The following is a 25,440-nucleotide window of genomic DNA, read 5'->3' as shown; positions in this document are numbered from 1 at the left end:
CCAAGAGAGGATTGGACTTATTGGTTTTTTCCCGAGTTTACCAAGAAGCAATCGCACTGGAACAGGGCGAAATGTCGTTTTTATGAAATTATTTGGTGCGTTTTATATAAGTGTATACAAAACAACAGACACCATCGTGGGAGCGGGCTTGCCCCGCGATAGCAGCAGAACTAACGACCACGTAGTCCTTAAAGCGCAATCGCAGGCCAACCCCCGCTCCAACGCAGCGCTTGCAACAGGCACAAAAATGGGGCCCCGAAGGGCCCCATTTTTGTGCAACTAAAACCGGCTTACTGCGCCAGCTTCTTGTGCCGTACCCGATGCGGCTGGGCAGCAGCATCGCCCAGGCGCTTCTTGCGATCGGCTTCGTACTCGGTGTAGTTACCTTCGAAGAACACCACGTTCGAGTCGTCTTCGTATGCCAGGATGTGGGTAGCCACACGGTCCAGGAACCAGCGATCGTGAGAAATCACGATGGCGGCACCCGGGAAGTCCAGCAGGGCTTCCTCCAGCGAACGCAGGGTTTCGACGTCGAGGTCGTTGGACGGTTCGTCGAGCAGCAGGACGTTACCGCCCTCCTTCAGGGTCAGGGCCAGGTGCAGACGGCCACGCTCACCACCGGAGAGGTCCTTGACGAACTTCTGCTGGTCGCCGCCCTTGAAGTTGAAGCGGCCAACGTAGGTGCGCGCCGGGATCTCGTAGTTGCCGATGCGGATCTGGTCGGAACCGTCGGAGATCTGCTGGAACACGGTCTTGTTGCCGTCAAGATCTTCGCGGCTCTGGTCGACACAGGCCAGCTGCACGGTTTCACCGATCTCGATGCTGCCCGAATCTGGCTGCTCCTTGCCCATCAGCATGCGGAACAGAGTCGATTTACCGGCACCGTTACCACCGATCACACCCACGATGGCGCCTTTAGGCATGGCGAACGAGAGGTTCTCGACCAGTACGCGATCGCCGTAGCCCTTGGTGACGTTCTTGAACTCGATGACCTTGTCGCCCAGGCGCGGACCGGCCGGGATGTAGATCTCGTTGGTCTCGCTGCGCTTCTGGAATTCCTGCGACTGCATTTCTTCGAAGCGAGCCAGACGGGCCTTAGATTTCGACTGACGAGCCTTGGCGCCTTTGCGCACCCACTCCAGCTCTTCCTTCATGGCCTTCTCGTGGGCGCTCTGCTGCTTGGATTCCTGCGCCAGACGATCCGACTTGGCTTCCAGCCAGCCCGAGTAGTTGCCTTCGTACGGGATACCCGCACCGCGGTCCAGTTCGAGGATCCAGCCGGCGACGTTGTCGAGGAAGTACCGGTCGTGGGTAATCGCCACCACGGTGCCCGGGAAGTCGTGCAGGAAGCGCTCCAGCCAGGCCACCGAATCGGCATCCAGGTGGTTGGTTGGTTCGTCGAGCAGGAGCATGTCAGGGGCCGACAGCAGCAGGCGGCACAGGGCCACACGGCGCTTTTCACCACCGGACAGATGCTCGACCTTGGCGTCCCAGGCCGGCAGGCGCAGGGCGTCGGCGGCGACTTCCAGCTGGCGCTCCAGGTTATGGCCGTCGGCCGCCTGCAGGATCGCCTCGAGCTTGGCCTGTTCGGCGGCCAGCTTGTCGAAGTCGGCATCCGGGTCAGCGTAGGCGGCGTAGACCTCATCCAGACGCGCTTGGGCGTCCTTGATCACGCTGACCGCTTCCTCGACCACTTCACGCACGGTCTTGGTAGGGTCCAGCTGCGGCTCCTGCGGCAGGTAGCCGACATTGAGCTCCGGCATCGGCCGGGCTTCGCCGTCGAACTCTTTGTCGACGCCGGCCATGATTTTCAGCAAGGTCGATTTACCCGAGCCGTTGAGGCCGAGCACGCCAATCTTGGCGCCAGGGAAGAACGACAGGGAAATGTTCTTCAGGATTTCCCGCTTCGGCGGCACGACCTTGCTCAGCCGATGCATGGTGTAGACGTATTGAGCCAAAACCAAGCCCTCTATCAGATAGGTAAAGACATCGACGTACGACCTGGCTGATGCCAGGGGGATGTGTTTACGGGGTGTCATTGAACAAAGTCGACCATTCTACGCCAAGTCGTGACGTTATACAGATGGCCGGATGGCGGACCGGAGCGAAGCCGGTCCGCGAGAAAATTGCGCGCCCTGCTCCCACGACAGCCAATGGCAGTTGCGTGGGAGCGGGCTTGCCCCGCGATCAGGGCGCAACAGGCTGCTAGCGGGCTTAAGCTTGACGCTGCTTCGCTTGCACGCCACGCGGCAGGCGGTTGCCGGCCTGCTCGGCCAGACGCGCAGCCCACGCAGCCTTGGCATTGTAGCCAGGCGTCGCCGCGGGTTTGCTGACAGGCTTGGCGGCGGCCGGCTTGGCCACAGGTGCGCCAGCAGCGGCGCCAGCAACAGCGGCAGGCTCGGCAACCGCCTTCGCCGACTTGCGCAGTTCAGCCAACGACGGGCTCTTGCGCACAGTAGCGGCAGCGGCATCAGCTTTGCTCAGCGTGCGCTGGCAGGACTTGCAAGATACGTCATCGGCCACGACAGTGCTGACCAGGGTCTGACTGCTGCGCCCGCAGGCGGAATCGAGGCCATTGGTGGAATAGTGGGTAACCAAAACCGTACATCTCCAGAAGCGTTGACAATGAAGCGGCCGGCATTCTCGCACAGGTTGCAGGGACTTGCCGACCAGCCCCAGCCAAGCACGACCGTCGGCAACCCGACTGTACACTGGCACTTTGCCATATTTGCAGGCATGCTAGCCGGCTCCATGTCTGCAGATTTATAGTGCGCGCCGTGCTCAGGCACAGGCACGGCCCATGCATGTTCCGTCCCTGCCATCGCCAGCCCAATCGCAGGACCACCGCTTGACCAATCTCAACCAACCGTCAATCTTGCGCCCTGCCCCCACTGCCGGGGCCCCCTCCCTGCGTGGCTCACTCAAGGGCACCTTGGCCTTGCTGGCGCTGGTTTTACTGGGCCTGCTGCTGTGGCAGCTGTTCGCCCAGTTCCGCCATACCCAGGCCGATCTGCGCCAACACAGCCTGATAGCGAGCGCTGAACTGGCCGATCACCTGAACCTGAACATGGCACTCAAAGCGCAGCAGGCGGTGAATCTGGTGCAGCCCTATGTCAAACCGCCGACGCCCGAAGCGCTGCCATCGCTGCGCGCAACCTTGCAAGGGCGCCTGCCTGGCCTGCGCCATCTGGCCTGGTTGGACAGCAGCGGACGGGTTCTGAGCGACAGCTTCGAGGGCAGTCCCGACCGCCAGATGATTGACGAGCTACTCCAGCTCAATCAAGGTCGCAGCTACTTCTTCACCAATTCGCCCGACAACAGCTTGATCTATCTGCTGTTGCGCCAACCTGCCGAACAGGGCCGCGGCTACTGGCTACTGCGCCTGTCGGCAGACTACTACCTGCAACTGACGGCGCACCTGGACGGTCCCGATCACCCACTCTGGTTGCTGGAAAACAGCCGCAGTGGCGAAGTGCTCGAACGCCATGGGCCGACCCCGGTCAGTGACCAGCCGCTACAAAGTGTGATGCTGGCATTCATCGATAACAGCACCTGGCAACTGCGCGGTCTGTATGACGTCGGCCAGGCGCAGCAGAAACTACTGCCCGCACTGATCGGCAAATGCCTGCTGGTGCTGATCTGCGCGCTGCTGCCATTGCTCGCGCTGATCAACATGCGCCGTCGTCAGCGCGCCTTGCAGGAAGACCGGCGACGCTATCAAGAAATCTTCGAGGGCACGGGCGTGGCCTTGTGCGTGCTGGACTTGTCCAGCCTGCCCGGACAACTCGACCGCTATCACCTGCGCAATCATGCCGCCCTCAAGCAGAGCCTGGCGCTCGACCCTGGCTTGCGCCGCTCGCTGCTGCAAGAACTGAAGATCACCGAGATCAATGAAGTCGCCCGCCAGTTGCTCAATGTCCAATGCAACGAGGGCGCCTGGCAGCGGCTGATCGAAGGCACCGGCGATGGCCGCGACAGCGTTGGCATGCAACTGATCGATGCGTTGATCGAGCAGCGCATGCTGCTCGAACTGGAAGTACGCCTACCCGCCCCCCTGGGCGGCGAGCTGCACCTGTGGCTGATGTCGCGCCTGCCGCTGCAACGCCGCGACTACCAGGCGGTGATCCTCAGTATCAGCGACATCACCAGCCGCAAACAGGTCGAGCTGTCGTTGCTCGAGCGCGAGAGCTTCTGGTCGGACGTAGTGCGCACCGTGCCCGACCAGCTCTATGTGCAGGACGTAGCCAGCCAGCGGATGATCTTCAGCAACCGCCACCTGGGCCAGACCCTGGGCTACGACCGCGCCGAACTGGCGCAGATGGGCGACCGCTTCTGGGAGCTGCTGCTACACCCCGAAGACGCCGCGCATTATCGCGAGCTGCGCCAGCTACAACGCGATAGCGGGCATAGCCAATCGCTGCACTGCCAGCTGCGCTTCCGCCACCGGGATGGCAACTGGCGCTGCTACGACATCCGCGAGCAGGTGCTGACCCGCGACAGCGATGACCAGGTCACCCGCATCATCGGCGTAGGCAAGGACGTCACGGTGCAGATCGAGGCCAGCGAATCGTTGCGTGACAGCGAGCAGCGCTACCGCATGCTCGCCGAAAGCATCAGCGACGTGATCTTCTCTACCGACAGCAAACTGCAGCTCAACTACGTCAGCCCCTCGGTGCTGGCGGTACTGGGTTATCAGGCCGACTGGATCTTCGATAACGGCTGGCAATCGATCGTCGCCAATCCAGCTCAACTGACGGGCATCTATAGCCTGATGGAGCGGGTCAGCAAGGTCCTTGATGACGCTGAGCAGCTGGCCAAACTGCGCCGCGAACTGCCCACCCAGCTGTTTGTATTCGACTGCTTGCGCGCCGATGGCCGCAAGATCCCCATCGAACTGCGCCTGGTGCTGGTGTGGGATGAGCACGAGCGCTTCGAAGGCGTTCTCGGCGTGGGCCGCGACATCAGCCAGCAGCGCAGAGCCGAAAAAGACCTGCGCATGGCCGCCACGGTATTCGAGCACTCGACCTCGGCCATCCTCATTACCGACCCGGCCGGCTATATCGTCCAGGCCAACGAAGCGTTCAGCCGGGTCAGTGGCTATGCGGTCGATGAGGTGCTCGACCAACTGCCGGGCATGCTCACCGTCGAAGAGCAACAGGATGCGCACCTGGGCTATATCCTCAAGCAGTTGCACCTGCGTGGCAGCTGGGAGGGCGAGGTGTGGCTCAAGCGCCGCGATGGCGAGCACTATCCGGCCTGGGTCGGGATTACCGCAGTGCTCGACGACGAGGGCGACCTGGCCAGCTACGTGTGCTTCTTCACCGACATCAGTGAACGCAAGGCCAGCGAACAACGCATCCACCGCCTGGCGTACTACGACGCCCTGACCCACTTGCCCAATCGCACGCTGTTCCAGGACCGGCTGTATACCGCCCTGCAGCAAGCCGAACGGCAAAAATCCTGGGTGGTGCTGATGTTCCTCGACCTTGACCGGTTCAAGCCGATCAACGACTCGCTCGGCCATGCCGCAGGCGATCGCATGCTCAAGGACATGGCCCAGCGTCTGCTTGAATGCGTCGATAACGACGACACCGTGGCGCGCATGGGCGGCGACGAATTCACCCTGCTGCTGCAACCCAAGGCTTCGCGCGAGCAGGCTTTGAACCGCGCCATTCATGTGGCCGAGAATATCCTCGGCAGCCTGGTGCGGCCGTTCGTCCTGGAGAACCGCGAGTTCTTCGTCACTGCCAGCATCGGCATCGCCCTGAGCCCGCAGGATGGCAGCGAACTCAGCCAGCTGATGAAGAACGCCGACACCGCCATGTACCACGCCAAAGAGCGCGGCAAGAACAACTTCCAGTTCTACCAGACCGAAATGAACGCCAGCGCCCTGGAGCGCCTGGAGCTGGAGAGCGACCTGCGTCACGCCCTGGAGCAGAACGAGTTCATCCTTTATTACCAGCCGCAGTTCAGCGGTGATGGCAAACGCCTGACCGGCGCCGAGGCGCTGCTGCGCTGGCGGCATCCGCGGCGTGGCCTGGTGCCGCCGGGCGACTTCATCCCGGTGATCGAAGAGCTCGGCCTGGTGGTCGACGTTGGCGATTGGGTATTGCGCGAGGCCAGCCGCCAGCTCAAGGCCTGGCACCTGGCAAAGGTTAGGGTACCCAAGGTCTCGGTGAACATCTCGGCGCGGCAGTTCTCCGATGGTCAGCTCGGCACGCGGATCGCCACCATCCTTGAAGAAACCGGCCTGCCGCCGGCGTGCCTGGAGCTTGAACTGACCGAAAGTATCCTGATGCGCGAAGTGCATGAGGCGATGCAGATCCTCGACAGCCTGAAAAAGCTGGGGCTGAGCATCGCGGTCGATGACTTCGGCACCGGCTACTCGTCGCTCAACTACCTCAAGCAGTTTCCCATCGATGTGCTGAAGATCGACCGCACCTTCGTCGATGGGTTGCCTGAAGGCGAACAGGACGCGCAGATCGCCCGCGCCATCATCGCCATGGCTCACAGTCTCAACCTGGCGGTGATCGCCGAAGGCGTGGAGACCCATGAGCAGTTGGAGTTCCTCCGCGAGCATGGCTGCGACGAGGTGCAGGGCTACCTGTTCGGCCGGCCGATGCCGGCCAATCAGTTCGAGGCGCAGTTCAGTAACGAGACGCTGTTCATGTTCCAGTGATCCCACGTCAACTGGCGCGATCCCTGTAGGAGCGGGTTTACCCGCGAACACCGGCGAAGCCGGTGCCATGCACCGCGTTGCCTGCTTCGCGGGTAAACCCGCTCCCACAGGTACGGTGTTGTGGCTGAAATCTGCGCCGAAAAAGCGGACCTAAAAGTCAACTCCAGCCCCCAGCCAACCCAGGCGGGGCGCGGTGTGCCACATGAACTCCATTGGTCCGCGACATGACGCCACTTCATATGCCAGGGGCGAATCAATCGGTTAGAATGCACACCCAATTCTGCCCCGATCCTTGAGGACCGCCATGTTCAGCCGTGATTTGACCATTGCCAAGTACGACGCCGATCTGTTTGCCGCCATGGAGCAAGAAGCTCAGCGTCAGGAAGAGCATATCGAGCTGATCGCTTCGGAAAACTACACAAGCCCAGCTGTCATGGAAGCCCAGGGTTCGGTACTGACCAACAAGTACGCCGAAGGCTACCCAGGCAAGCGCTACTACGGTGGTTGCGAGTACGTCGACGTAGTTGAGCAACTGGCCATCGACCGCGCCAAAGAGCTGTTCGGCGCCGACTACGCCAACGTCCAGCCACACGCCGGTTCCCAGGCCAACGCCGCAGTCTACCTGGCCCTGCTGTCGGCGGGTGACACCATCCTGGGCATGAGCCTGGCCCACGGCGGTCACCTGACCCACGGCGCCAGCGTTTCGTCCTCCGGCAAGCTGTACAACGCCATCCAGTACGGCATCGACGGCAACGGCCTGATCGACTACGACGAAGTCGAGCGTCTGGCTGTCGAGCACAAGCCGAAGATGATCGTTGCTGGCTTCTCTGCCTACTCGCAGGTGCTGGACTTCCCACGCTTCCGCGCAATCGCCGACAAGGTCGGTGCCTACCTGTTCGTCGACATGGCTCACGTCGCCGGTCTGGTCGCCGCTGGCGTCTACCCGAACCCAGTGCCATTCGCCGACGTGGTCACCACCACCACCCACAAGACCCTGCGCGGTCCACGTGGCGGCCTGATCCTGGCCCGTGCCAACGCCGACATCGAGAAGAAGCTCAACTCGGCAGTATTCCCAGGCGCCCAAGGTGGCCCGCTGGAGCACGTCATCGCAGCCAAGGCGATCTGCTTCAAGGAAGCCCTGCAGCCTGAGTTCAAGGCTTACCAGCAGCAAGTGGTGAAGAACGCCCAGGCCATGGCCAGCGTGTTCATCGAGCGCGGTTTCGACGTGGTTTCCGGTGGTACTGAAAACCACCTGTTCCTGCTGTCGCTGATCAAGCAGGAAATCTCGGGTAAGGACGCTGATGCCGCACTGGGCAAAGCCTTCATCACCGTCAACAAGAACTCGGTGCCGAACGACCCACGTTCGCCATTCGTCACCTCGGGCCTGCGTTTCGGCACCCCAGCCGTCACCACCCGTGGCTTCAAGGAAACCGAGTGCCGCGAGCTGGCCGGCTGGATCTGCGACATCCTCGCCGACCTGAACAACGAAGCAGTGATCGATGCCGTGCGTGAGAAGGTCAAGGCTATCTGCAAGAAGCTGCCGGTTTACGGCAACTAAGAGCGCCTAGCCGACGGCCTGATCGTCGGGTATGAAAAAACCGCTGCCAGGTAACTGGTAGCGGTTTTTTGTTGGGCTTGCGCCAAGTGCAGAACCTGAAGTGCGTTACAAAACTTACCGGCATGCGCCAGGCAGCCTTGATGCGATCTGCATCTTCAGTCCGCGCTCAATGCGTCGAAGCCTGTACGAATCTTCTCCTCTGGCAACTCATCACCAATAAACACCATCACGCTCTCCCGCGCTTCCCCTTGCTTCCACTCAGCATCCCAGTCAAAGCCATACAGCTTCAGCACGCCCTGGAACACCAGCCGGCGCTGTTCTCCGGCGATGTTCAACACGCCTTTATAACGCAGCAGTTGCTTGCCATGGGTTTCCAGCAGCTCGTTCATGAAGTCGCTGAGGCGGTCGATATCCAGCGCGGTTTCGGTGCGCAGGACCAAGGTCGAAATGCGGTCCGGGGTGGCCGGTTTGAGCACCGGGCGCAAGCTTGGCTTGAGGCTCACACCCAAATCGGTATTGAGGTTGAAGCCGCGCACATCGAGCAGTTCGGCCAGATCGATGCGGCCATGCTCAACCACGCGGATGCCCGCTCGACCGTTGATCCGCGCCAGCCGTTCGCGCAGTGCTTGCACCGCCTGCGGCTCGACCAGATCGGTCTTGCTCAGCAGTAGACGATCGGCAAAACCCACCTGCGCCTGGGCGATGGCCTGGGTCAGGTGCAGCTCGGCATGCGCGGCATCGACCAAGGTGATGATGCCGTCGAGGATGTAGCGCTCGCGCAGTTCCTCGTCGATGAAGAAGGTCTGCGCCACCGGCGCAGGATCGGCTAGACCGGTGCATTCGATCACCAGCCGGTCAAAGGCGATTTCACCAGCGTCCAGGCGCTCGAGCAGCAGGTACAGGGCCTTGGTCAAGTCGGTGTGGATGGTGCAGCACACGCAGCCGTTGGCCAGGGTCATGACCTGTACTGGTTCATCGCCCAGCAACTGGCTGTCGATGCCGGCTTCGCTGAACTCGTTTTCGATCACCGCCAGCTTCAGGCCATGCTCGGCCTTGAGCATGTGCTTGAGCAGGGTGGTCTTGCCGGCACCGAGAAAGCCGGTCAGGACAGTTACGGGAATGGGCGCTTGCACGCAGAAATCTCCTCAAGCCGAAAATGAAAGTGGGAGCCGGTTACCCAGGCTCCCACAGGTTCACGCTTGCCGCTGGTTCAACAGCACTTAGGCCCCGACTTGCCACCGTAACGGGCTTCCTGGCGCTCTCGGAAGAACTCCTCGTAGCTCATCACCGGCTTGTCCGGATGCTTGCCCTGCATGTGTTCGACATAGTTGTCGTAGTCGGGCATGCCGACCATCAGGCGGGCAGCCTGCCCCAGGTACTTACCCAGTCGACCCAGGTCGTTGAACATAGCTGCAATCCTCTCATTTACGCGTCAGGCAAGGCCTGGAATGGGGTTTCTTTATCGCTGCGCTCCTTGTGACCCAAGGCGCGGTAGCCAACCTTGAGGGCGAAGAACAGGATGCTGAAGACCACCAGCAGGAACAGGATCGTCAGGCCAGCGTTGGTGTAGGCGTTGAAGATCACGTGCTGCATCTGGCCGATGTCCTTGGCCGGCGCCAGCACCTGACCGGCATCCAGCGCTACGCTGTACTTGTTGGCCAGGGCCAGGAAGCCGACTGCCGGGTTCGGATCGAACAGCTTGATCAAGCCAGCAGTGGTGGTGCAGATCAGCAGCCATACCGCAGGCAGCAGGGTGACCCACATGTAGCGCTGACGCTTCATCTTGATTAGCACCACGGTGCCGAGCATCAGGGCGATACCCGCCAGCATCTGGTTGGAGATACCGAACAGTGGCCACAAGGTGTTGATGCCGCCCAGCGGATCGATCACGCCCTGGTACAGCAGGTAGCCCCATAGCGCTACGCAGCCCGCAGTAGCGATCAGGTTGGCCGCCCACGACTCGGTACGTTTGAGCGCCGGCACGAAGCTGCCCAGCAGGTCTTGCAGCATGAAGCGCCCGGCACGGGTACCGGCGTCCACTGCGGTGAGGATGAACAGCGCCTCGAACAGGATCGCGAAGTGGTACCAGAAGGCCATGGTGTTCTCACCCGGCAACACCTGGTGGAGGATCTGTGCGATACCCACCGCCAGGGTTGGCGCACCGCCGGCCCGGGCCAGGATGGTGTGCTCGCCGATGTCGCGGGCGACCGCCTCGAGTTGCTCAGGGGTGATCAAGAAGCCCCAGCTGCTGACAGTCTGCGCCACCGATGCGACGTCGGCGCCGACCACTGCGGCCGGGCTGTTCATGGCGAAGTACACGCCTGGCTCGATCACCGAAGCGGCAACCATGGCCATGATGGCGACGAACGACTCCATCAGCATGCCGCCGTAGCCGATGTAACGGGCGTTGGTTTCGTTGTCGAGCAACTTGGGCGTGGTCCCCGAAGAGATCAGCGCATGGAAGCCAGACACCGCACCGCAAGCGATGGTGATGAACAGGAACGGGAACAGCGTGCCCTTCCACACCGGGCCGGTGCCGTCGGTGAACTGGGTCAGGGCCGGCATCTTCAGTTCCGGCGCAATGATCAGGATACCGATGGCCAGGCCAACGATGGTGCCGATCTTGAGGAAGGTCGACAGGTAGTCACGCGGCGCCAGCACCAGCCAGACCGGCAGCACCGCCGCGACGAAGCCGTAGCCGACCAGCATCCAGGTGATCTGCACGCCAGTGAAGGTGAAGGCCGGGCCCCAAACCGGATCTGCGGCAATCAGGCCCCCCAGCCAGATCGACAGCAGCAGCAAGACCACACCGATGAGCGAAATCTCACCGATACGACCCGGGCGGATGTAGCGCATATAAATGCCCATGAACATCGCGATCGGGATGGTCGCCATTACCGTGAACATGCCCCATGGGCTCTCGGCCAGGGCCTTGACCACGATCAGCGCCAGCACCGCGAGGATGATGATCATGATCAGGAAGCAGCCGAACAAGGCGATGGTGCCAGGGATCCTGCCCATCTCCTCGCGCACCATGTCGCCCAGCGAGCGGCCGTTGCGGCGGGTGGACATGAACAGGACCATGAAGTCCTGTACGGCACCGGCCAGCACCACGCCCGCGATCAGCCACAGCGTACCGGGCAAATAGCCCATCTGCGCCGCGAGCACCGGACCGACCAGCGGCCCTGCACCGGCGATCGCCGCGAAGTGGTGACCGAAGAGGATGTGCTTGTTGGTCGGGACATAGTCCAGACCGTCGTTATTGAGTACCGCGGGCGTAGCCCGACGGGGGTCCAGTTGCATCACCTTGGTGGCGATGAACAGGCTGTAGTAGCGATAGGCGACCAAGTAGATGGCCACTGCCGCGACCACGATCCACAAGGCATTGATCGCCTCGCCGCGACGCAGGGCAACCACACCCAGCGCACAGGCTCCCAGGACTGCCAGCGCCAGCCACGGAAGGTGGCGTAGCAGGCTATTATTGTTGTTCATGGTTTACTTCCAGCTGGTGGATTGGAAAGACCGCCCATCGAGTCTAGGGCGTGTCATCGCGCATTGCCACACTTGCTTTGGTCTAGAGCCTTTGCTGCCCGTTTGCTTTACCTGATGCAGGTACGAAATTAACTATAGTCAGGATGTACTCCGGAGGGCTTTCCCATGAGCAACCACGATGAACGCCGGCGCTTTCAGCGCATTGCCTTCGATGCGCCCACTGAATTGCGCCAGGGCAACCGACGCTGGCCGGTAAAATTGCTCGATTTATCGCTCAAAGGACTGTTGATCCAACGACCTGAACCGTGGGACGCCGATGCCACGCAGGACTTCGATGCAGTCATCCATCTTAGTGACCAACAGACCCAGCTGCGCATGCAGGTCGAACTGCGTCACGAAGAACCCGACCGGCTCGGATTCGTCTGCCTGCACATCGACCTCGACTCGATGAGCCATTTGCACCGTCTTGTGGAATTGAACCTGGCTGACAGCACCGAAATGATGCGTGAACTGCGCGAACTCATCGAAGATTGATATCTCTTAGCTAGCTAACGTACTTCCCACCTACTGTTTCCTGTCTACCCAGACAGCTTCTTGCGGGGCGTCTGGGCGCTTGTACACATCCATCCTGCACCGCCTCTGACCAGTTGGAACGCATTCTGCATTCAGTAAACGCGCTGTTTGCGGCCACCCTTGTGCGCGCTCCAATCAAAATATTGTATACAATTTTTGTGGCCATCTAATGTAGGAAGTGTCTACAGTAGCGGCACAACAATAAACAGAGAGCCTGCTCCATGACTACGTCCCCTAGCACGTCTCCCGCCCAACGCCCCGAGGACGAAAACCTCGGCCTGGGTGCCAACCTGGCTTATGGTCTGCAACATGTGCTGACCATGTATGGAGGGATCGTTGCAGTACCCCTGATCCTGGGGCAGGCTGCAGGATTGAACCCTGCGGAAATCGGCCTGCTGATCGCCGCCTCGCTGTTTGCCGGTGGCCTGGCGACGCTGTTGCAGACCTTGGGCCTACCGTTCTTCGGCTGTCAGTTGCCGCTGGTACAGGGTGTGTCGTTCGCCGGTGTGGCGACCATGGGCGCGATCCTCAGTAGCGAAGGCGGCGGTGGCCTGCAGGGTGTACTGGGTGCGGTCATGGCGGCTTCGCTGATCGGCTTTCTGATTACCCCGGTGTTCTCGCGCATTACCAAATTCTTCCCGCCGCTGGTGACCGGTATCGTCATTACCACCATCGGCCTGACCCTGATGCCAGTCGCTGCACGCTGGGTGATGGGCGGCAACAGCGCCTCGCCGGAGTTCGGCAGCATGGCCAACATCGGCCTGGCGGCGGCGACCTTCGCCATCGTCCTGCTACTGAGCAAGCTGGGCAGCGCGGCTATCTCGCGGTTGTCGATCTTGCTGGCAATGGTCGCCGGAACCCTGATCGCCTGGTCGCTGGGCATGGCTGACTTCAGCAAGGTCACCGAAGGCCCGATGTTCGCCTTCCCAACCCCCTTCCACTTCGGCATGCCGACCTTCCACATCGCTGCGATCCTGTCGATGTGCATCGTGATCATGGTGACCCTGGTGGAAACCTCGGCGGACATCCTCGCCGTCGGTGACATCATCGACACCAAGGTCGATTCCAAGCGCCTGGGTGATGGCCTGCGCGCCGACATGGCCTCGAGCATCCTCGCGCCGATCTTCGGCTCCTTCACCCAGAGCGCCTTTGCCCAGAACGTCGGCCTGGTGGCCGTGACTGGGGTCAAGAGCCGCTACGTGGTCGCTACCGGTGGTGTGATCCTGGTCGTGCTGGGCCTGCTGCCGATCATGGGCCGGGTGATTGCCGCAGTGCCGACGCCAGTGCTGGGCGGCGCAGGGATCGTGCTGTTCGGCACCGTTGCCGCCAGCGGCATCCGCACCCTGTCCAAGGTCAGCTACAAGAACAACGTCAACCTGATCATCGTCGCCGCCTCGCTGGGCTTTGGCATGATCCCGATCGCCGCACCGAACTTCTACCACCACTTCCCGAACTGGTTCGAGACCATCTTCCACTCCGGCATCAGCTCGGCGGCGATCATGGCGATTCTGCTCAACCTGATCTTCAACCACTTCACCACGGGCAACTCGGACCAACAGTCGGTATTTGCCGCTGCCTACGAGCGCACCATCCAGTACTCGGACATCTCGGCATTGCGCGATGGCGACTACTTCAAGGATGGCAAGCTGTTCGATGCCGAAGGTAATGAAGTGCCGCTGCTCGAAGCCGATGAGCATGGCGACGAGGCGCCACGGCGCAAGGCCATTGCCGAGCATTGATCGCTGATCGAAGCGGTCAGGGGGGAGCCGATGCGCATCGTCGGCTCCCCTTTTTTGTGGGTGTTGATGACGCTATCGCTGGCCAAGTCCACGCCCGCGAGGTCCTTGCTACGCAGGCCCGGCGAAATAGCGATTCAACGCACTCAAGTCTCCGGCATCCAGCACGCCTGCCAAATAGCGCAACTGCACCCACGCCCTTAGATAGTCATGCCGCGCCTGCGCCAGGTCGCGCCGGGCGCCATATAGCTGCTGCTCGGCATCCAGCACATCGAGGTTGACCCGCTCACCGCCCTGCACGCTCTTGCGCGTGGCCTCAACCAACGCCGCAGCGGCATTCACCGCCAGGCCATAGGCACGAATCTTCGCCGTGCTACTGGCGCACAGGTTGAATTGCTTGCGCAGCTGGTTAACCGTATCTCGCAACTGCGCATCGAGCTCATAGCCAAGCGCAGCGCGCTGAGCCTTGGCCTGACGCACCGACGCCGACACCCCGCCGCCAGCAAACAGCGGCACACTCAACTGCAAGCCAATACTGTCGGTGTCATAGCGCTGGTTGTAGGTGCTCTCGGAGCTGGAGCTGGAAATCCCCTTGCTGGCATAGGCGCTCAAACTCGGCATATGCCCCGCCCGCTGTTGCTCGACCGTCTGATCGGCCGCATCCAGCGCATGACGCTGACTGGCAAGCTCGGCATTGTGTGCCACGGCCAGATCGCGCCACTGTTCAAAACGCGTCGGCAGCAGTGGCTGCACACGGAAATCACCCAGCATGGGCGCCAGGTCTTCGACCAGTACCGCCTCGCCGATGATCGCCTCCAGTGCCCGCAGGGCCGCATCGAGGTTATCCCCCGCCTCGATCTCCTGGGCCTGGGCCAGCTCCAGCCGGGCACGGGTCTCGAGCAGATCGGTACGGGTGCCTTCACCGCCCTTGAGCAGGCGCTGGTTGAGGGTCAGCTGTTCGGCATAGGTGCGCCGTTGGGCCTGGGCCAGGGCGATCTGCTCGTTGGCGAACAATGCCTCGCTGTAGGCGCCGAACAGGCGCACCACAAGCTCCTGGCTACGGCCACGAAAACGCTCGTCGGCCAGCGCCGCCTGGGCCACACCACGACGGTACTCACTCCAGGCGGCGTAGTCGAACAGCGGCTGTTGCAGGGTCAGGGTCGAGCTGTAGCTGCGATAGTCCCGTTGCACGGTGCTGTCGCCCAGCGGGCTGTACTGGGTGACTTCGGAGTCATTGCGCGCGCGATTGTAGCGGTACGACAGGTTCGGCAGCAGCCGGGCGCGGCCGATGGTCAGGTTCTCCACCCCGGCATCGCGCTCGGCGATGGCCGCGTGCAGCGTGGGGTCGTTACGCAGCGCCAAGGCGTAGGCATCGCCCAGGTCCAAGGCGTGCGCGGATAAGCTCAGGCCCATCAGCAACGGCCCGAAGATCAACAACGAACGCATCGGGTCATTCCTCCGCCAGGGCGATATGCACCCGGTCGGCCAGCGGCTTGAACAGGTAGTTGAGCATCGAGCGCTCACCGGTACGCACGAACGCTTCCACCGGCATGCCGGGGCGAATGTCCAGGCCGGACAGCTGCTGCAAGGCGTGTTCAGTGACCTTGATGCGCACCTGGTAATACGGCTGCTGGGTCTTTTCATCGAGCAAGCGGTCGGCCGATACCAGCGCCACCTCGCCATCCACCCGAGGCGTGCTGCTCTGGTTGAAAGCGGCGAACATCAGCTCGACCGGCAAACCCGGTTGCAGCTTGTCGACCATCTCCACCGGCGCCCGCGCATCCACCAACAACGGCGCATCGCCGGGGACGATCTCCATCAACTGCTGGCCGCGGGCAATCACCCCGCCATTGGTGAAGACGCTAAGCCCCACAACCGTGCCTGCAACCGGCGCGCGCACCAGGCTGTGGGCCAATTCGAATTCGGCGCTGCGCAGGCGATTGCCAAGGTCTTCGGCACTGGCCTGCATCTCGCTCAACTGCTGACGAACGTCGTTCTGGTTTTCCTGGCGGCGTTGGCCAATGCGTAACTTCAACTCTTGCACCTGGCGGCGGGTGCGGCCGATGTTGCCCAGGTCCTCGGCGATCGAGCCGTTGACCTGGGCCAGCAAGCGCTCGCTGTCGAGCAGGCGATTGCGCGGGATGTAGCCATCTTGGGCCAGCTCACGCAGCCCGCGCAGTTGCTCATCGAGCGCATCACGCTGCGCCTGCTTGCTGGCCAGCGAGCCTTGCAAGCCTTGCAGCGAGGCCTCGGCGCCGGCGATCCCCTCGCCCATGCCGGCCAATTCCATCTGCAGTGCCTGGGCGCGACTGGCGCGCAATTGGCGCTGCGCCTCCAGTACGCTAGCCACCCACGGCGTAGCAGCCTGGGCGCGCAGCGATTCAGGAAAATCAACGCTGGAGCGGCCGTCACGCTCAGCCATCAGCCGCGCCTCAGTGGCCCGCGCGTTGACGTATTGCACCTGCAGCGAGCCCTTCTGCGCCTCAGCCTGGGTCGCGTCCATGCGCAGCAGCACCTGGCCGGCGCCGACCCGGTCGCCATCGCGCACCAGCAGTTGCTCGATCACCCCGCCCGCGACGTGCTGCACCGCCTGGCGACTGCCGGCGACCATCACCGTGCCACTTAGCGGCACGCCCTTGTCCAGCGGCGCCAGCGCGGCCCACAGGATAAAACCACCAAAACCGCCCAAGACCAGCCAACGGCCAAGCCTGGCCGGACGACGCTCGTCGAGGCGCAAAACAGTAGCGGACTCGCCAGGTGTCTCGGCTTTGCGGATGAATGCAGCGTGTACCGTCATGGTCTTCAAGATCTCGGCAGGCCGTAGCTCATGCTCAGGCCAACAGGTGGGCGCGGCGCCGGGCTCGATACCCCAGCGACGGTTGGGCGTGAACGCTGGGCATCCTGGAGCACCCGCGCCGTCGGCCCGTAGGCCTGAAGCTGGCCGCTGTTGAGCATCAGCAGGTTATCGAGCCCGGCCAGCAGTGCGGATTTATGGGTGATCAGGATCAGCGTGCGGCGCTGTGCGCGGACTTTGCCGATGGCCTCGAGCAAGGCCCGCTCGCCAGCCTCGTCGAGGTTGGCGTTAGGCTCGTCGAGCACGATCAACGCCGGCAGCCCATACAAGGCCCGGGCAAGGCCGATGCGCTGGCGCTGGCCGCCGGACAGGCCACTGCCGCCCTCGCCCAACTGGGTGTCGTAACCGGCCGGCAGTTTCAGGATCATCTCGTGCACCCCGGCCAGTTGCGCGGCAGCGACCACCTGCTGGGCATCCACCGCGTCCAGCCGGGCGATGTTCTCGGCGATGCTGGCGGCGAACAGTTGCACGTCCTGCGGCAAGTAGCCGATATGCATGCCCAGCGCGTGCTTGTCCCACAGACGCAGATCGGCGCCATCCAGGCGCACCTTGCCCGCAGCCGGCGCCTGGGCACCGATCAACAGGCGGGCCAAGGTCGACTTGCCCGAACCGGATGGGCCGATGATGCCCAGCGACTCTCCGGCCGGCAGCTCGAAGCCCAGGTTGCTCAGGCAGGGCTTGTTGCTGCCGGGTTGCAGTGCGTCGAGCGCCTCGACGGTGAGTTTGCCGCTCGGCGCCGGCAGCGGCATGCCTGCCGGGCGCGGCGGCTGCGCCTGCATCATTCCACTCAGGCGCTGATAGGCCAACCGCGCCGCGCCCCACTGGCGCCAAGCGCCGATCAACTGATCGATCGGTGCCAGCACCCGCGCCATCAGAATGGAACCGGCGATCATCATGCCTGGGGTGATCAGCTGTTCGATCGCCAGCCACGCTCCCAAGCCTAGTACCAAGGATTGCAGGGCCAGCCGCACGCTTTTGGACATGGCGGTGATCGCTGCGGTGCGCTCACTGCCCAGGTTCTGCCGGGCAAGAAAACCATGATGCAGTTGCGCCCAACGCTCGCGTACCGCACCGAGCATGCCCATGGCCTCGATGACCTCGGCATTGTGCAGGTTGGCGCTGGCCTGTTGGCTGGCTTGCTGGGACAGCTGCCCGGCTTCGGCGAACGGCGCCTGGGTCAGCCGCTCATTGACCCAAGCCAACACCATCAGCACAACCGCGCCGACCACGGCCATCAGGCCAAGCCAGGGGCTGAACAGGAACATCACCAGCAGGTACACCAGGAACCACGGCGCATCGAACAAGGCGAACAGCGCCTGCCCGGTGGCGAACTGGCGCAGATGGGTGAGGTCGGCGAGCATCTGCCCGGCCACCCCGCGCTGGCCGGCAAGGCTCGCCTCATAAGCAGCCTCGAACACCCTGGGGTTCAGGCGCAGGTCCATCTGCGTGCCGAGGCGGATCACCACCTGGCTGCGCACCCACTCCAACAGGCCCATGAACGCGAACAGCCCAAGCACCATCAAGCTGAGCATCAACAGGGTCATTTCGTTGCGCGAGGACAACACGCGGTCATACACCTGCAGCATGTACAGCGCTGGCGCCAACATCAGCAGGTTGATCACCGCAGTGAACAGGGCGACGTTGGCCAAGCCGGCGCGACAGGCCTTGAGCGCCTGCAGCACTTGATTGGCTGCGGCGGGAGCGGTTCGCATTTGATGGAAACCTCATGGCAAGCGTCGATCGGCGATTGCTTTCGCCTGGTCGGCGCCACAGAATTCGCACCACCGCAACCTGGGCCCGGCAAAGACACGGGTTGCGGGGTAACTGCAACAGATCAGCGAATGGCAGGGTCACCCTCCATTCGCTTTTTCATGCCTGGGATCAGGCCGCCAGCGCCAGATCTTCTGGCAGCGCCTGGACCCCCACAGCTTCGGCGGCAAGCGCGCTGGACGGGCCAGCAGCCAGGGCCGAGCTGATCGCCGCGAAGGTGCTGTCGGTGGATACGCCGTAGTCGGCCAGCAGGTTGTCGAGCACCGACTCCAGGGCGTCGGTATTGCCTTGCATCAGGCTGTAGATAACGTTGTGCACGTCGTTACCGACACGACCGGCACCTTGCGCGGCGCTCAGGTCCAGGCCTTCGAAGCTGACGGCAAAGGTCGACAGGCTGTAATCGCTGCCACCACCACCTTGCAGGCCATTACCCAGTTGAACGCTATCCAACTCGCCCCACAGGTAATGGTTGAGGTTGTTGCTGGCGGGCAGTGCCGGGTTGAACACGTAGTGCAGGCCATTGGCGGTTTCGCTTTCGGCAATCACCGCATAGTTCGATCCATTGGTCCCGCGGATCGCGTACTGGTCACCGTCGAACGAGCCGTTGTTGAAGCCACCGGTGTTGCTGGCGTTGTGATCGGCAGTCTTGAAGCCGGTCGACCACAGCGTGAAGTACTGATCGACAGTGATGTTGGCGAAGCTGGCGGAATAAGTAACGGAAACGCTCATTTCGATTCCTCATTGCATTGCAGTTGAAAGCGAAGGCTCTTGCCAAGCCCTCGTGTTGCCCTTCATTGGGCGAACCTGATGGATCAGAAGTGGTACTCGAGCATGCCGGTCAAGGTCCGACCGCGTGCCAGCGATAAGTTGTTGGAGTCGCCCATGGCGACGAAGTAGGCCTGGTCGGTGAGGTTTTCCATCGACAGGGCAATGTTCAGCTGTGGGGTCGCCCAATAGCTGGCGTAGAGATCCCAGACCTTGTATTGCGGCCACAGGGCTTGGTCGAGTTGGCTATAGCCATGAGTTTCGAGATTGGCGCCATTGCCTTTGCTGTAGCGCAGTCGAGCCCCGACATCGAGGGTATTGTCGAAAAAGCGCAGCCCGGCGGTGAGCGAGCCACGGTCAGCCGGCATGTAGCTGGCGTTGCCCATGATGTCGCCACAGCGCGTCTGGGCATCCAGGTCGGCATCCGCCACCGCGTCGTAGACCGGCATGGGCACTGGGATCGTCATGCCGCCACCAATGGGCAGCTCGACGATTTCGGTACCGCTGATGTTCTTCTTCTGCGCGCCACCGAGGTAGAGCTGTTTTGAACAGAAGTCGTTGCGGCCAATCATGTGGGTGTAGCTGAGCCGGGTGTAGAAGCGCCCGGTATCGTAGTCCAGGGAGTACTCAAGCCCCCGAAAGCGCGTGTCTTGCAAATTGTTCTGGTAGGCGCTGCGCCCCATCGACACCCCGGTCGCGCCGTCGGTGCCTGGCAAATCGACGTTGGTATCGAGGAAGGAAAAGTTATCGATCCGCGTGTCGAAATAAGCGATCTTGGCGGCGAAGCGGTCACCGCTGCGAAACAGTGATTCCTTGAAGATATTCATGCCCACCTCCCAGTTGTGCGAGGTCTCCGGCTTGAGAAACGGGTTGGGATAAACCAGCTCGTTACCACCGCCGTGCGGCTTGCCGCTCATGAACGCTTCAGTCACCGAAGGCGGGCGCCAGCCTCGGCCCCAGCGGGTGTACAGCTGCAACCAGTCCAGGCCCGGCTTGACGCCAATGCCGAAGGTCGGCGAAAAGCGCCCCTGCTCTTGGTCGACGTCATACAGCAGCTCGGTGCGCTGCTTGAGCAGATCGACCTGGGTGATGCCGGTGGGGTACATGTAGGTGGTCAAGCCCGTCTTGCCGGTCAGGCGGTAGCGGTCATAGCGCAAACCGGCATCCAGGGTCAGCCAATCGTCATGCTCGTAGGTCAGGTCAGCGAACAGGCTGGCCATGATCCGCTTGCCTTCAGGATTGGCCCCGCCAGCAAAGGGATTGCTGCTGTTACTGCGTGCCGGAACCATCTCGCTGCTTGGCTTGAAGGTGTCCTGGAACATCTCGGTGCCATAGTTGACGCTGAGGCTATCGCGCTGCCCCAGGTAGAAGCGCGAGGTGTTTTCCAGCTGCAGCCCCCAGGTGTCGGTCTGGAAACGATCGGTGTAGGGCGCATAGTAGTTGCCACTGCCAATGCTGGCGGTGCTGCCGGCGTTCCAACGGTCTTGGCGGGTGGTGACGTAATACAGCTTGGCCTTGAGATCGATCAGATCGTTGTCTGGCGAATAGCTGTAGTCCAGCGCGACGTTCTTGGCAGTGATGTCATTGCTGGCCGAACGGCGGTAATACCAGGAGTTGCTGTCCGCGCTTTGCCAGGTCCAGGCATCCTTGCTGTCGGTATCGGTTTGCAGGTAACTGAGCTGGACGCGTTGATCCAGCGGCAAATTCAGGCCCAGCTTGATCATCTGCGAACGCGTGACGCTGCTCATGTCACCGACTTCGGAGTCGATCCAGTCCTGCCAGGCTTGAGGAAATTGATCTTTCAGGCGGATCTGGGTCCCAAGATTGTCGGTATCGTTGCTGCCGGCGCGGTAGTCTCCGAAATGGCGCTCGCTGACGCCGAGCAAGACGTCACCGACCTCGTTGCCGAAGGCAAACACCGCACTGCCATTGAAGTAGGTGCCATTGCCCAGTTCACCGATGCCGTGGCCGGCGCGAATGCGCCCGCCATATTCTTTGTCCGGGCCAAGAAACTCGCTGGCCTGCACGGTATTGAAACTGGCGATACCACCGAGCACCCCGGCCCCGCCCATGCCCGATTGGCTGCCTTTGTCGATCTGCACGCTGCTGATGAACTCAGGGTCGATGAACATCACGCCATTGCGCTGCTGGTGGCCGTTGACGTTGAAGTTCTGGCGCATGCCATCGATGTTCATGTTGACCCGGCCGTAGTCCTGCACACCCCGGATGTTCACCGACAGGCCTGGATCGCGTTGATCGACCGCGGTGTAGACCCCGGCCGTTTCTTCGAGCAGGTCCGCGGCATGCCGTGGCGGGCGCTTGTCGATCTGCTCGCGGGTAATCACGCTGGTCGAACGTGGCGTCAGGTAGACCCAATCGCCTTCGCGGTTCGAGTTGACATGGGTAGCGCCCAGCTCCATCACCTCGCCGTTGTCCTCGACCCGCTCAAGGCCAACCTGGCCGGCGGCGCTGAAGCGGTAGCGTACCGGCGCACCGCGCAGCAATTGGCGCAGACCGTCCTCGGCGCTGTAGCCACCGCGCAGCCCCTCACTGCGCAAGCCAGCCAACTTGCGGCTATCGAAGAACACCTGCACCCCGGACTGCTCGGCGTAGGCCAGCACAGCGCTGTCCAATGACTGGGCCGGGATGGCGAATTGAATCAGTTGGCGGCTGGCCGCGCCGCTGTCGCTGGCCGCCTGTGCCAGGCCGATCCCCATCGGCAGGGCACAAGCGCCAAAGACCAAGCTGGTGGCTAAGGCGAGGCGACCGAGGGGTCGCTGAGGGTGTGGTCGTGGCGTGCTCACTGTTGTCGCTCGTCTGTTGTTGGCTGTTTTCTAGTAATGAAAATCAATCTCAACAAACAGACGTGCGGCGTAGGAAAACTCAGTAACGGAAAATCAAAATAATTTCTGTCAGGCGCAATTTCAGTAGATCAGCGTCACCCCCGCCACCTCGAAACGCTTGGCCTTGAGCTCATCGCTGAGCACGCTCGCCGCAGCGTCGAGGTTGTCCAGGCGGAACACCCCGCTCACCTGACGCCGGGCCAACTCGGCATCGGTGACGACCAAGCGGCCACTGCGATAGTGGTTGAGCCGCTCGACCACTTCGCTCAACGGCTGACGCTCGAACACCAGCACGCCACGCTGCCAGTCGGTCGCCCGATGCAGATCGCGCTGCGGCCAAGGCCGAACGCCCTGGGCCTGGTCGTAACGCAAGCTCGCGCCCTCCTCCAGCCGCTGGCTGGCCTGGCCATGGGCGGGCGGCGTTTGCAGATCAACCGCCACGCTGTGCTCGAGCATGCCAACCCAGCCCCCGGCGCCCGCCTCACCGATCACGAAGCGGGTGCCCAGGGCGCGCGTCGTGGCGCCGGCGTATTCGACGACAAATGGCCGCGGCTCGGTTGCGCTGACAGGCGCCGCGGTAAAAACTGCCTCGCCGGCCAACAGCCGAATGCGCCGCTCTTGATCGTTGAATGCGATCTGCACGGCGCTGCGGCTGTCCAGCTCGATCAGGCTGCCATCTGCCAGCGTGACGCGCCGCACTTCACCTGTGGCAGTGGCATAGTCGGCGCGCCAATCGAGCAGCCAGGCAGGCCCCTGATAGACCGTGAACACCGCTAGAAACAGCACCGCCGCACTGGCGACTGCCGCGCGCAAACGCGGGCGCCTGGCGCGCGCAGGCCGGGCGCGCGCCGCAGCAGGCGCCGCCACGCTCGTCAACTGGCCAAGATCAGCCCAGGTCGCCTGGGCAAACGCATAGGCCTGGGCATGCCGCGCATCGCTGGCGCACCACTGCTCAAGTGCCTGTTGCTGGTCCGTGGTCAACGGCCCGGCACTTTGCAGCACCACCCACTCGGCGGCCTGCTCGCGGATGGCTTGCTCTGGCAAGTTCTGGCTGCTCACACGGTTCTCTCGCGATCTGGTTATGTCTTGGCTGACGTCTGAGGGGGCGTTTGTCAGTAAACCGTTGGTCATTCCGCTTCCTGCAAGCACTGCATCACATAGGCCAGGGCCTTGGCCAGATGCTTCTGCACGGAGCTATCGGAAATTTCCAGGTGCCGTGCGACCTCGGCGTGCGTCATGCCTTCCAGGCGGTTCAAGCGAAACACCTGCTGAGTGCGTTCGGGCAGCTCAGCCAGGATCGCCTGCAAACGCTGCAGATGCTGCGCACGCTCGGCCTGTTCGTCGAGGCCGGGGCGTTCCTCGACGATGCCTTCGAGTGCCTCATGCGGGACCAGATCAGTCTTGCGCCGTTGCTGCTGACGCACATGGTCGACCATCAGGTTATGCGCAGTCCGGTACAGGTAGGCCGAAGCGTTGTCGATCTGCTCGAGGCGTTGCTGCTCGGCCAAGCGCAGGAAGCTCTCCTGGACCAGGTCAGCGGCCAACTGCGGATCGCGCACCTTGCGCGAGAGCAGACCCTGCAGGGTTTTCGCATGCTTGAGGAACAGGCGTTTTAAATCGGACTGCGCCACACATACTCCAGAGGCTGGTCGCAAGGTGGCGGTATGCTACTGGCAATTGAGAATCAGTTGCAAGAAGACCGATTACTCGAACAGGGCGTCCAAAGCCTGTTCCAGACGCGTCACGGCAATCACCTGCAAGCCCGCCGGCGACTCCTTGGGCGCATTGCCCTTGGGCACGATGGCGCGTTTGAAGCCGTGCTTGGCGGCCTCTTTGAGGCGTTCCTGGCCACTGGGCACGGGGCGCACCTCACCCGATAGGCCAATCTCGCCGAACACCAGCAGACCGTGGGCCAACGGCCGGTTGCGCAGGCTGGACATGACGGCCGCCAGCAGCGCCAGGTCCGAAGCGGTTTCCAATACCTTCACCCCACCGACCACGTTGAGGAACACGTCCTGGTCATGGGTAGGAATGCCGCCATGGCGATGCAGAACCGCCAGCAACATGGCCAGGCGGTTCTGGTCCAGGCCCAAGGTGACTCGTCGTGGGTTGGCCAGGTGGCTGTCGTCGACCAGCGCCTGCACCTCGACCAACATCGGCCGGGTGCCTTCCCAGGTGGCCATCACCACGCTGCCTGGCACCTCTTCCTGGGTACGGTTGAGGAAGATCGCCGAAGGGTTGGAAACCTCCTTCAGGCCACGATCGGTCATGCCGAACACGCCCAGTTCATTGACCGCGCCAAAGCGGTTCTTCACCGCGCGCAGCAGACGCAGGCGGCCGTCCGACTCGCCCTCGAAATACAGAACGGTATCGACCATGTGCTCCAGCACCCGCGGGCCGGCTAGCGAGCCTTCCTTGGTGACGTGGCCGACCAGGAAAATCGCCGTGCCGCTCTGCTTGGCATAGCGCACCAACAGCGCCGTGCTCTCGCGCACTTGCGCCACCCCGCCAGGCGCCGATTGCAGCTGCTCGGTGAAGATGGTCTGGATCGAGTCGATGACCATCACCCGCGGTTTTTCCACGCGCGCCGTGGCGATGATGGTTTCGATGCAGGTTTCGGTCATGACCTTGAGCTGATCCTGCGGCAACCCCAGGCGCCGTGAGCGCATCGCCACCTGCTGCTGGGATTCCTCGCCCGTCACGTATAGCGCCGGCATGCCGGTGGCGATGTTGCACAGGGTCTGCAACAGGATGGTCGACTTGCCGATACCCGGGTCACCCCCAATCAACACCACCGAGCCGTCGACCAGGCCACCACCGAGCACTCGGTCGAGCTCGGTGCTGCTGGTGGTGAAGCGCGGGATTTCTTCAACGCTGACCTCGGCCAGGGTCTTGATCTGCGCCTGCTGCCCAGTCCAGCCGGCGCGCCCGCTCGGCGCTGCCGCGCCGCCGCTCTCGATCATGGTTTCGGTCAGGGTGTTCCAGGCGCCGCACTCACCGCACTGGCCGGCCCATTTGGGAAAGGTCGCGCCGCACTCGGTGCAGCCATACAAGCGCTTGGCTTTGGCCATGGGGGCAGTCTCCTGGGAAAAAACCGCCATGATAGCCGAGCTGGACGTGTCTCGAACGCCGCGGGGTGCGACAAAACTATTCGATCTAACCGCAGTCTC

The 25,440-nt window shown here is 62.5% G+C and carries 17 protein-coding genes; 4 read left to right on the top strand and 13 right to left on the bottom strand.

Annotation, left to right across the window (positions count from 1 at the left end):
* Positions 1 to 290 precede the first annotated feature (290 nt).
* The gene (gene ettA, locus HU737_RS00310) at positions 291 to 1,958 is read right to left on the bottom strand and encodes an energy-dependent translational throttle protein EttA (RefSeq protein ID WP_186554239.1); all 1,668 of its coding nucleotides are present in this window, start codon (positions 1,956 to 1,958) and stop codon (positions 291 to 293) included.
* 256 nt (positions 1,959 to 2,214) lie between these two features.
* Positions 2,215 to 2,598 (bottom strand): hypothetical protein, encoded by a 384-nt coding sequence (locus HU737_RS00305; protein ID WP_186554240.1) that lies wholly within the window; start codon positions 2,596 to 2,598, stop codon positions 2,215 to 2,217.
* A gap of 250 nt (positions 2,599 to 2,848) precedes the next feature.
* On the opposite strand from HU737_RS00305, the gene HU737_RS00300 reads away from it, so the two are divergent.
* Together HU737_RS00300 and glyA are read left to right on the top strand one after the other, a co-directional pair.
* Positions 2,849 to 6,679, top strand: a complete 3,831-nt coding sequence (locus HU737_RS00300; RefSeq protein ID WP_186554241.1) for a sensor domain-containing protein — start codon at positions 2,849 to 2,851, stop codon at positions 6,677 to 6,679.
* A 304-nt stretch (positions 6,680 to 6,983) separates the two neighbouring features.
* Positions 6,984 to 8,237 carry a serine hydroxymethyltransferase gene (gene glyA / locus HU737_RS00295; protein WP_186554242.1) on the top strand — a complete coding sequence of 418 codons (1,254 nt, stop codon included), beginning with the start codon at positions 6,984 to 6,986 and terminating at the stop codon, positions 8,235 to 8,237.
* A 155-nt stretch (positions 8,238 to 8,392) separates the two neighbouring features.
* Here glyA and yjiA read toward each other — a convergent pair whose 3' ends face one another.
* The 3 genes from yjiA to HU737_RS00280 all read right to left on the bottom strand — a co-directional run bounded on the left by yjiA (position 8,393) and on the right by HU737_RS00280 (position 11,729).
* On the bottom strand, positions 8,393 to 9,370 hold the full coding sequence (yjiA, locus tag HU737_RS00290) for a GTPase (RefSeq protein WP_186554243.1): 978 nt from the start codon (positions 9,368 to 9,370) through the stop codon (positions 8,393 to 8,395).
* 77 nt (positions 9,371 to 9,447) lie between these two features.
* Complete coding sequence (locus HU737_RS00285) at positions 9,448 to 9,645, bottom strand: YbdD/YjiX family protein (RefSeq protein ID WP_119145888.1); 198 nt, start codon at positions 9,643 to 9,645, stop codon at positions 9,448 to 9,450.
* 17 nt (positions 9,646 to 9,662) lie between these two features.
* Positions 9,663 to 11,729 (bottom strand): carbon starvation CstA family protein, encoded by a 2,067-nt coding sequence (locus tag HU737_RS00280; protein WP_186554244.1) that lies wholly within the window; start codon positions 11,727 to 11,729, stop codon positions 9,663 to 9,665.
* A 165-nt stretch (positions 11,730 to 11,894) separates the two neighbouring features.
* On the opposite strand from HU737_RS00280, the gene HU737_RS00275 reads away from it, so the two are divergent.
* Both HU737_RS00275 and HU737_RS00270 read left to right on the top strand, forming a co-directional pair.
* A complete protein-coding gene (locus tag HU737_RS00275; protein WP_186554245.1) occupies positions 11,895 to 12,263 on the top strand; it encodes a PilZ domain-containing protein in 369 nt (122 codons plus the stop codon).
* A gap of 260 nt (positions 12,264 to 12,523) precedes the next feature.
* Positions 12,524 to 14,041: a nucleobase:cation symporter-2 family protein gene (locus tag HU737_RS00270; RefSeq protein ID WP_186554246.1), complete on the top strand. Its 1,518-nt coding sequence runs from the start codon at positions 12,524 to 12,526 to the stop codon at positions 14,039 to 14,041.
* 108 nt (positions 14,042 to 14,149) lie between these two features.
* Here HU737_RS00270 and HU737_RS00265 read toward each other — a convergent pair whose 3' ends face one another.
* The 8 genes from HU737_RS00265 to radA all read right to left on the bottom strand — a co-directional run bounded on the left by HU737_RS00265 (position 14,150) and on the right by radA (position 25,341).
* Positions 14,150 to 15,484, bottom strand: coding sequence for a TolC family outer membrane protein (locus HU737_RS00265; RefSeq protein ID WP_186554247.1), 1,335 nt, complete (start codon positions 15,482 to 15,484; stop codon positions 14,150 to 14,152).
* A gap of 4 nt (positions 15,485 to 15,488) precedes the next feature.
* Positions 15,489 to 16,835 carry an HlyD family type I secretion periplasmic adaptor subunit gene (locus tag HU737_RS00260; protein WP_186554248.1) on the bottom strand — a complete coding sequence of 449 codons (1,347 nt, stop codon included), beginning with the start codon at positions 16,833 to 16,835 and terminating at the stop codon, positions 15,489 to 15,491.
* Between the two features lie 5 nt (positions 16,836 to 16,840).
* Complete coding sequence (locus tag HU737_RS00255; RefSeq protein WP_186554249.1) at positions 16,841 to 18,604, bottom strand: type I secretion system permease/ATPase; 1,764 nt, start codon at positions 18,602 to 18,604, stop codon at positions 16,841 to 16,843.
* 169 nt (positions 18,605 to 18,773) lie between these two features.
* Positions 18,774 to 19,391 carry a heme acquisition protein HasA gene (locus HU737_RS00250; RefSeq protein WP_186554250.1) on the bottom strand — a complete coding sequence of 206 codons (618 nt, stop codon included), beginning with the start codon at positions 19,389 to 19,391 and terminating at the stop codon, positions 18,774 to 18,776.
* Between the two features lie 83 nt (positions 19,392 to 19,474).
* The gene (locus tag HU737_RS00245) at positions 19,475 to 22,144 is read right to left on the bottom strand and encodes a TonB-dependent receptor (protein ID WP_186554251.1); all 2,670 of its coding nucleotides are present in this window, start codon (positions 22,142 to 22,144) and stop codon (positions 19,475 to 19,477) included.
* A gap of 207 nt (positions 22,145 to 22,351) precedes the next feature.
* Positions 22,352 to 23,329: a FecR family protein gene (locus HU737_RS00240; protein WP_186554252.1), complete on the bottom strand. Its 978-nt coding sequence runs from the start codon at positions 23,327 to 23,329 to the stop codon at positions 22,352 to 22,354.
* Between the two features lie 68 nt (positions 23,330 to 23,397).
* Entirely contained in the window at positions 23,398 to 23,901 is a 504-nt protein-coding gene (locus HU737_RS00235) for an RNA polymerase sigma factor (RefSeq protein WP_186554253.1), read from the bottom strand.
* Between the two features lie 72 nt (positions 23,902 to 23,973).
* Positions 23,974 to 25,341, bottom strand: coding sequence for a DNA repair protein RadA (radA, locus tag HU737_RS00230; protein WP_186554254.1), 1,368 nt, complete (start codon positions 25,339 to 25,341; stop codon positions 23,974 to 23,976).
* Between the last annotated feature and the right edge of the window lie 99 nt (positions 25,342 to 25,440).

Origin of the sequence: Pseudomonas urmiensis (genome assembly GCF_014268815.2) — a bacterium.
GTDB lineage: Bacteria > Pseudomonadota > Gammaproteobacteria > Pseudomonadales > Pseudomonadaceae > Aquipseudomonas > Aquipseudomonas urmiensis.
The sequence above is the reverse complement of the archived record's forward strand: the minus strand, read 5'-3'. Positions and strand labels throughout refer to the sequence as shown.

Bases quoted from the DNA above. Each gene is read 5' to 3' on its own strand.
- HU737_RS00285 (WP_119145888.1), bottom strand. From the start codon at position 9,645: ATGTTCAACGACCTGGGTCGACTGGGTAAGTACCTGGGGCAGGCTGCC.
- HU737_RS00245 (WP_186554251.1), bottom strand. From the start codon at position 22,144: ATGGGGATCGGCCTGGCACAGGCGGCCAGCGACAGCGGCGCGGCCAGC.
- HU737_RS00250 (WP_186554250.1), bottom strand. From the start codon at position 19,391: ATGAGCGTTTCCGTTACTTATTCCGCCAGCTTCGCCAACATCACTGTC.
- HU737_RS00275 (WP_186554245.1), top strand. From the start codon at position 11,895: ATGAGCAACCACGATGAACGCCGGCGCTTTCAGCGCATTGCCTTCGAT.
- radA (WP_186554254.1), bottom strand. From the start codon at position 25,341: ATGGCCAAAGCCAAGCGCTTGTATGGCTGCACCGAGTGCGGCGCGACC.
- HU737_RS00260 (WP_186554248.1), bottom strand. From the start codon at position 16,835: ATGACGGTACACGCTGCATTCATCCGCAAAGCCGAGACACCTGGCGAG.
- HU737_RS00270 (WP_186554246.1), top strand. From the start codon at position 12,524: ATGACTACGTCCCCTAGCACGTCTCCCGCCCAACGCCCCGAGGACGAA.
- HU737_RS00280 (WP_186554244.1), bottom strand. From the start codon at position 11,729: ATGAACAACAATAATAGCCTGCTACGCCACCTTCCGTGGCTGGCGCTG.
- glyA (WP_186554242.1), top strand. From the start codon at position 6,984: ATGTTCAGCCGTGATTTGACCATTGCCAAGTACGACGCCGATCTGTTT.
- HU737_RS00255 (WP_186554249.1), bottom strand. From the start codon at position 18,604: ATGCGAACCGCTCCCGCCGCAGCCAATCAAGTGCTGCAGGCGCTCAAG.
- HU737_RS00265 (WP_186554247.1), bottom strand. From the start codon at position 15,484: ATGCGTTCGTTGTTGATCTTCGGGCCGTTGCTGATGGGCCTGAGCTTA.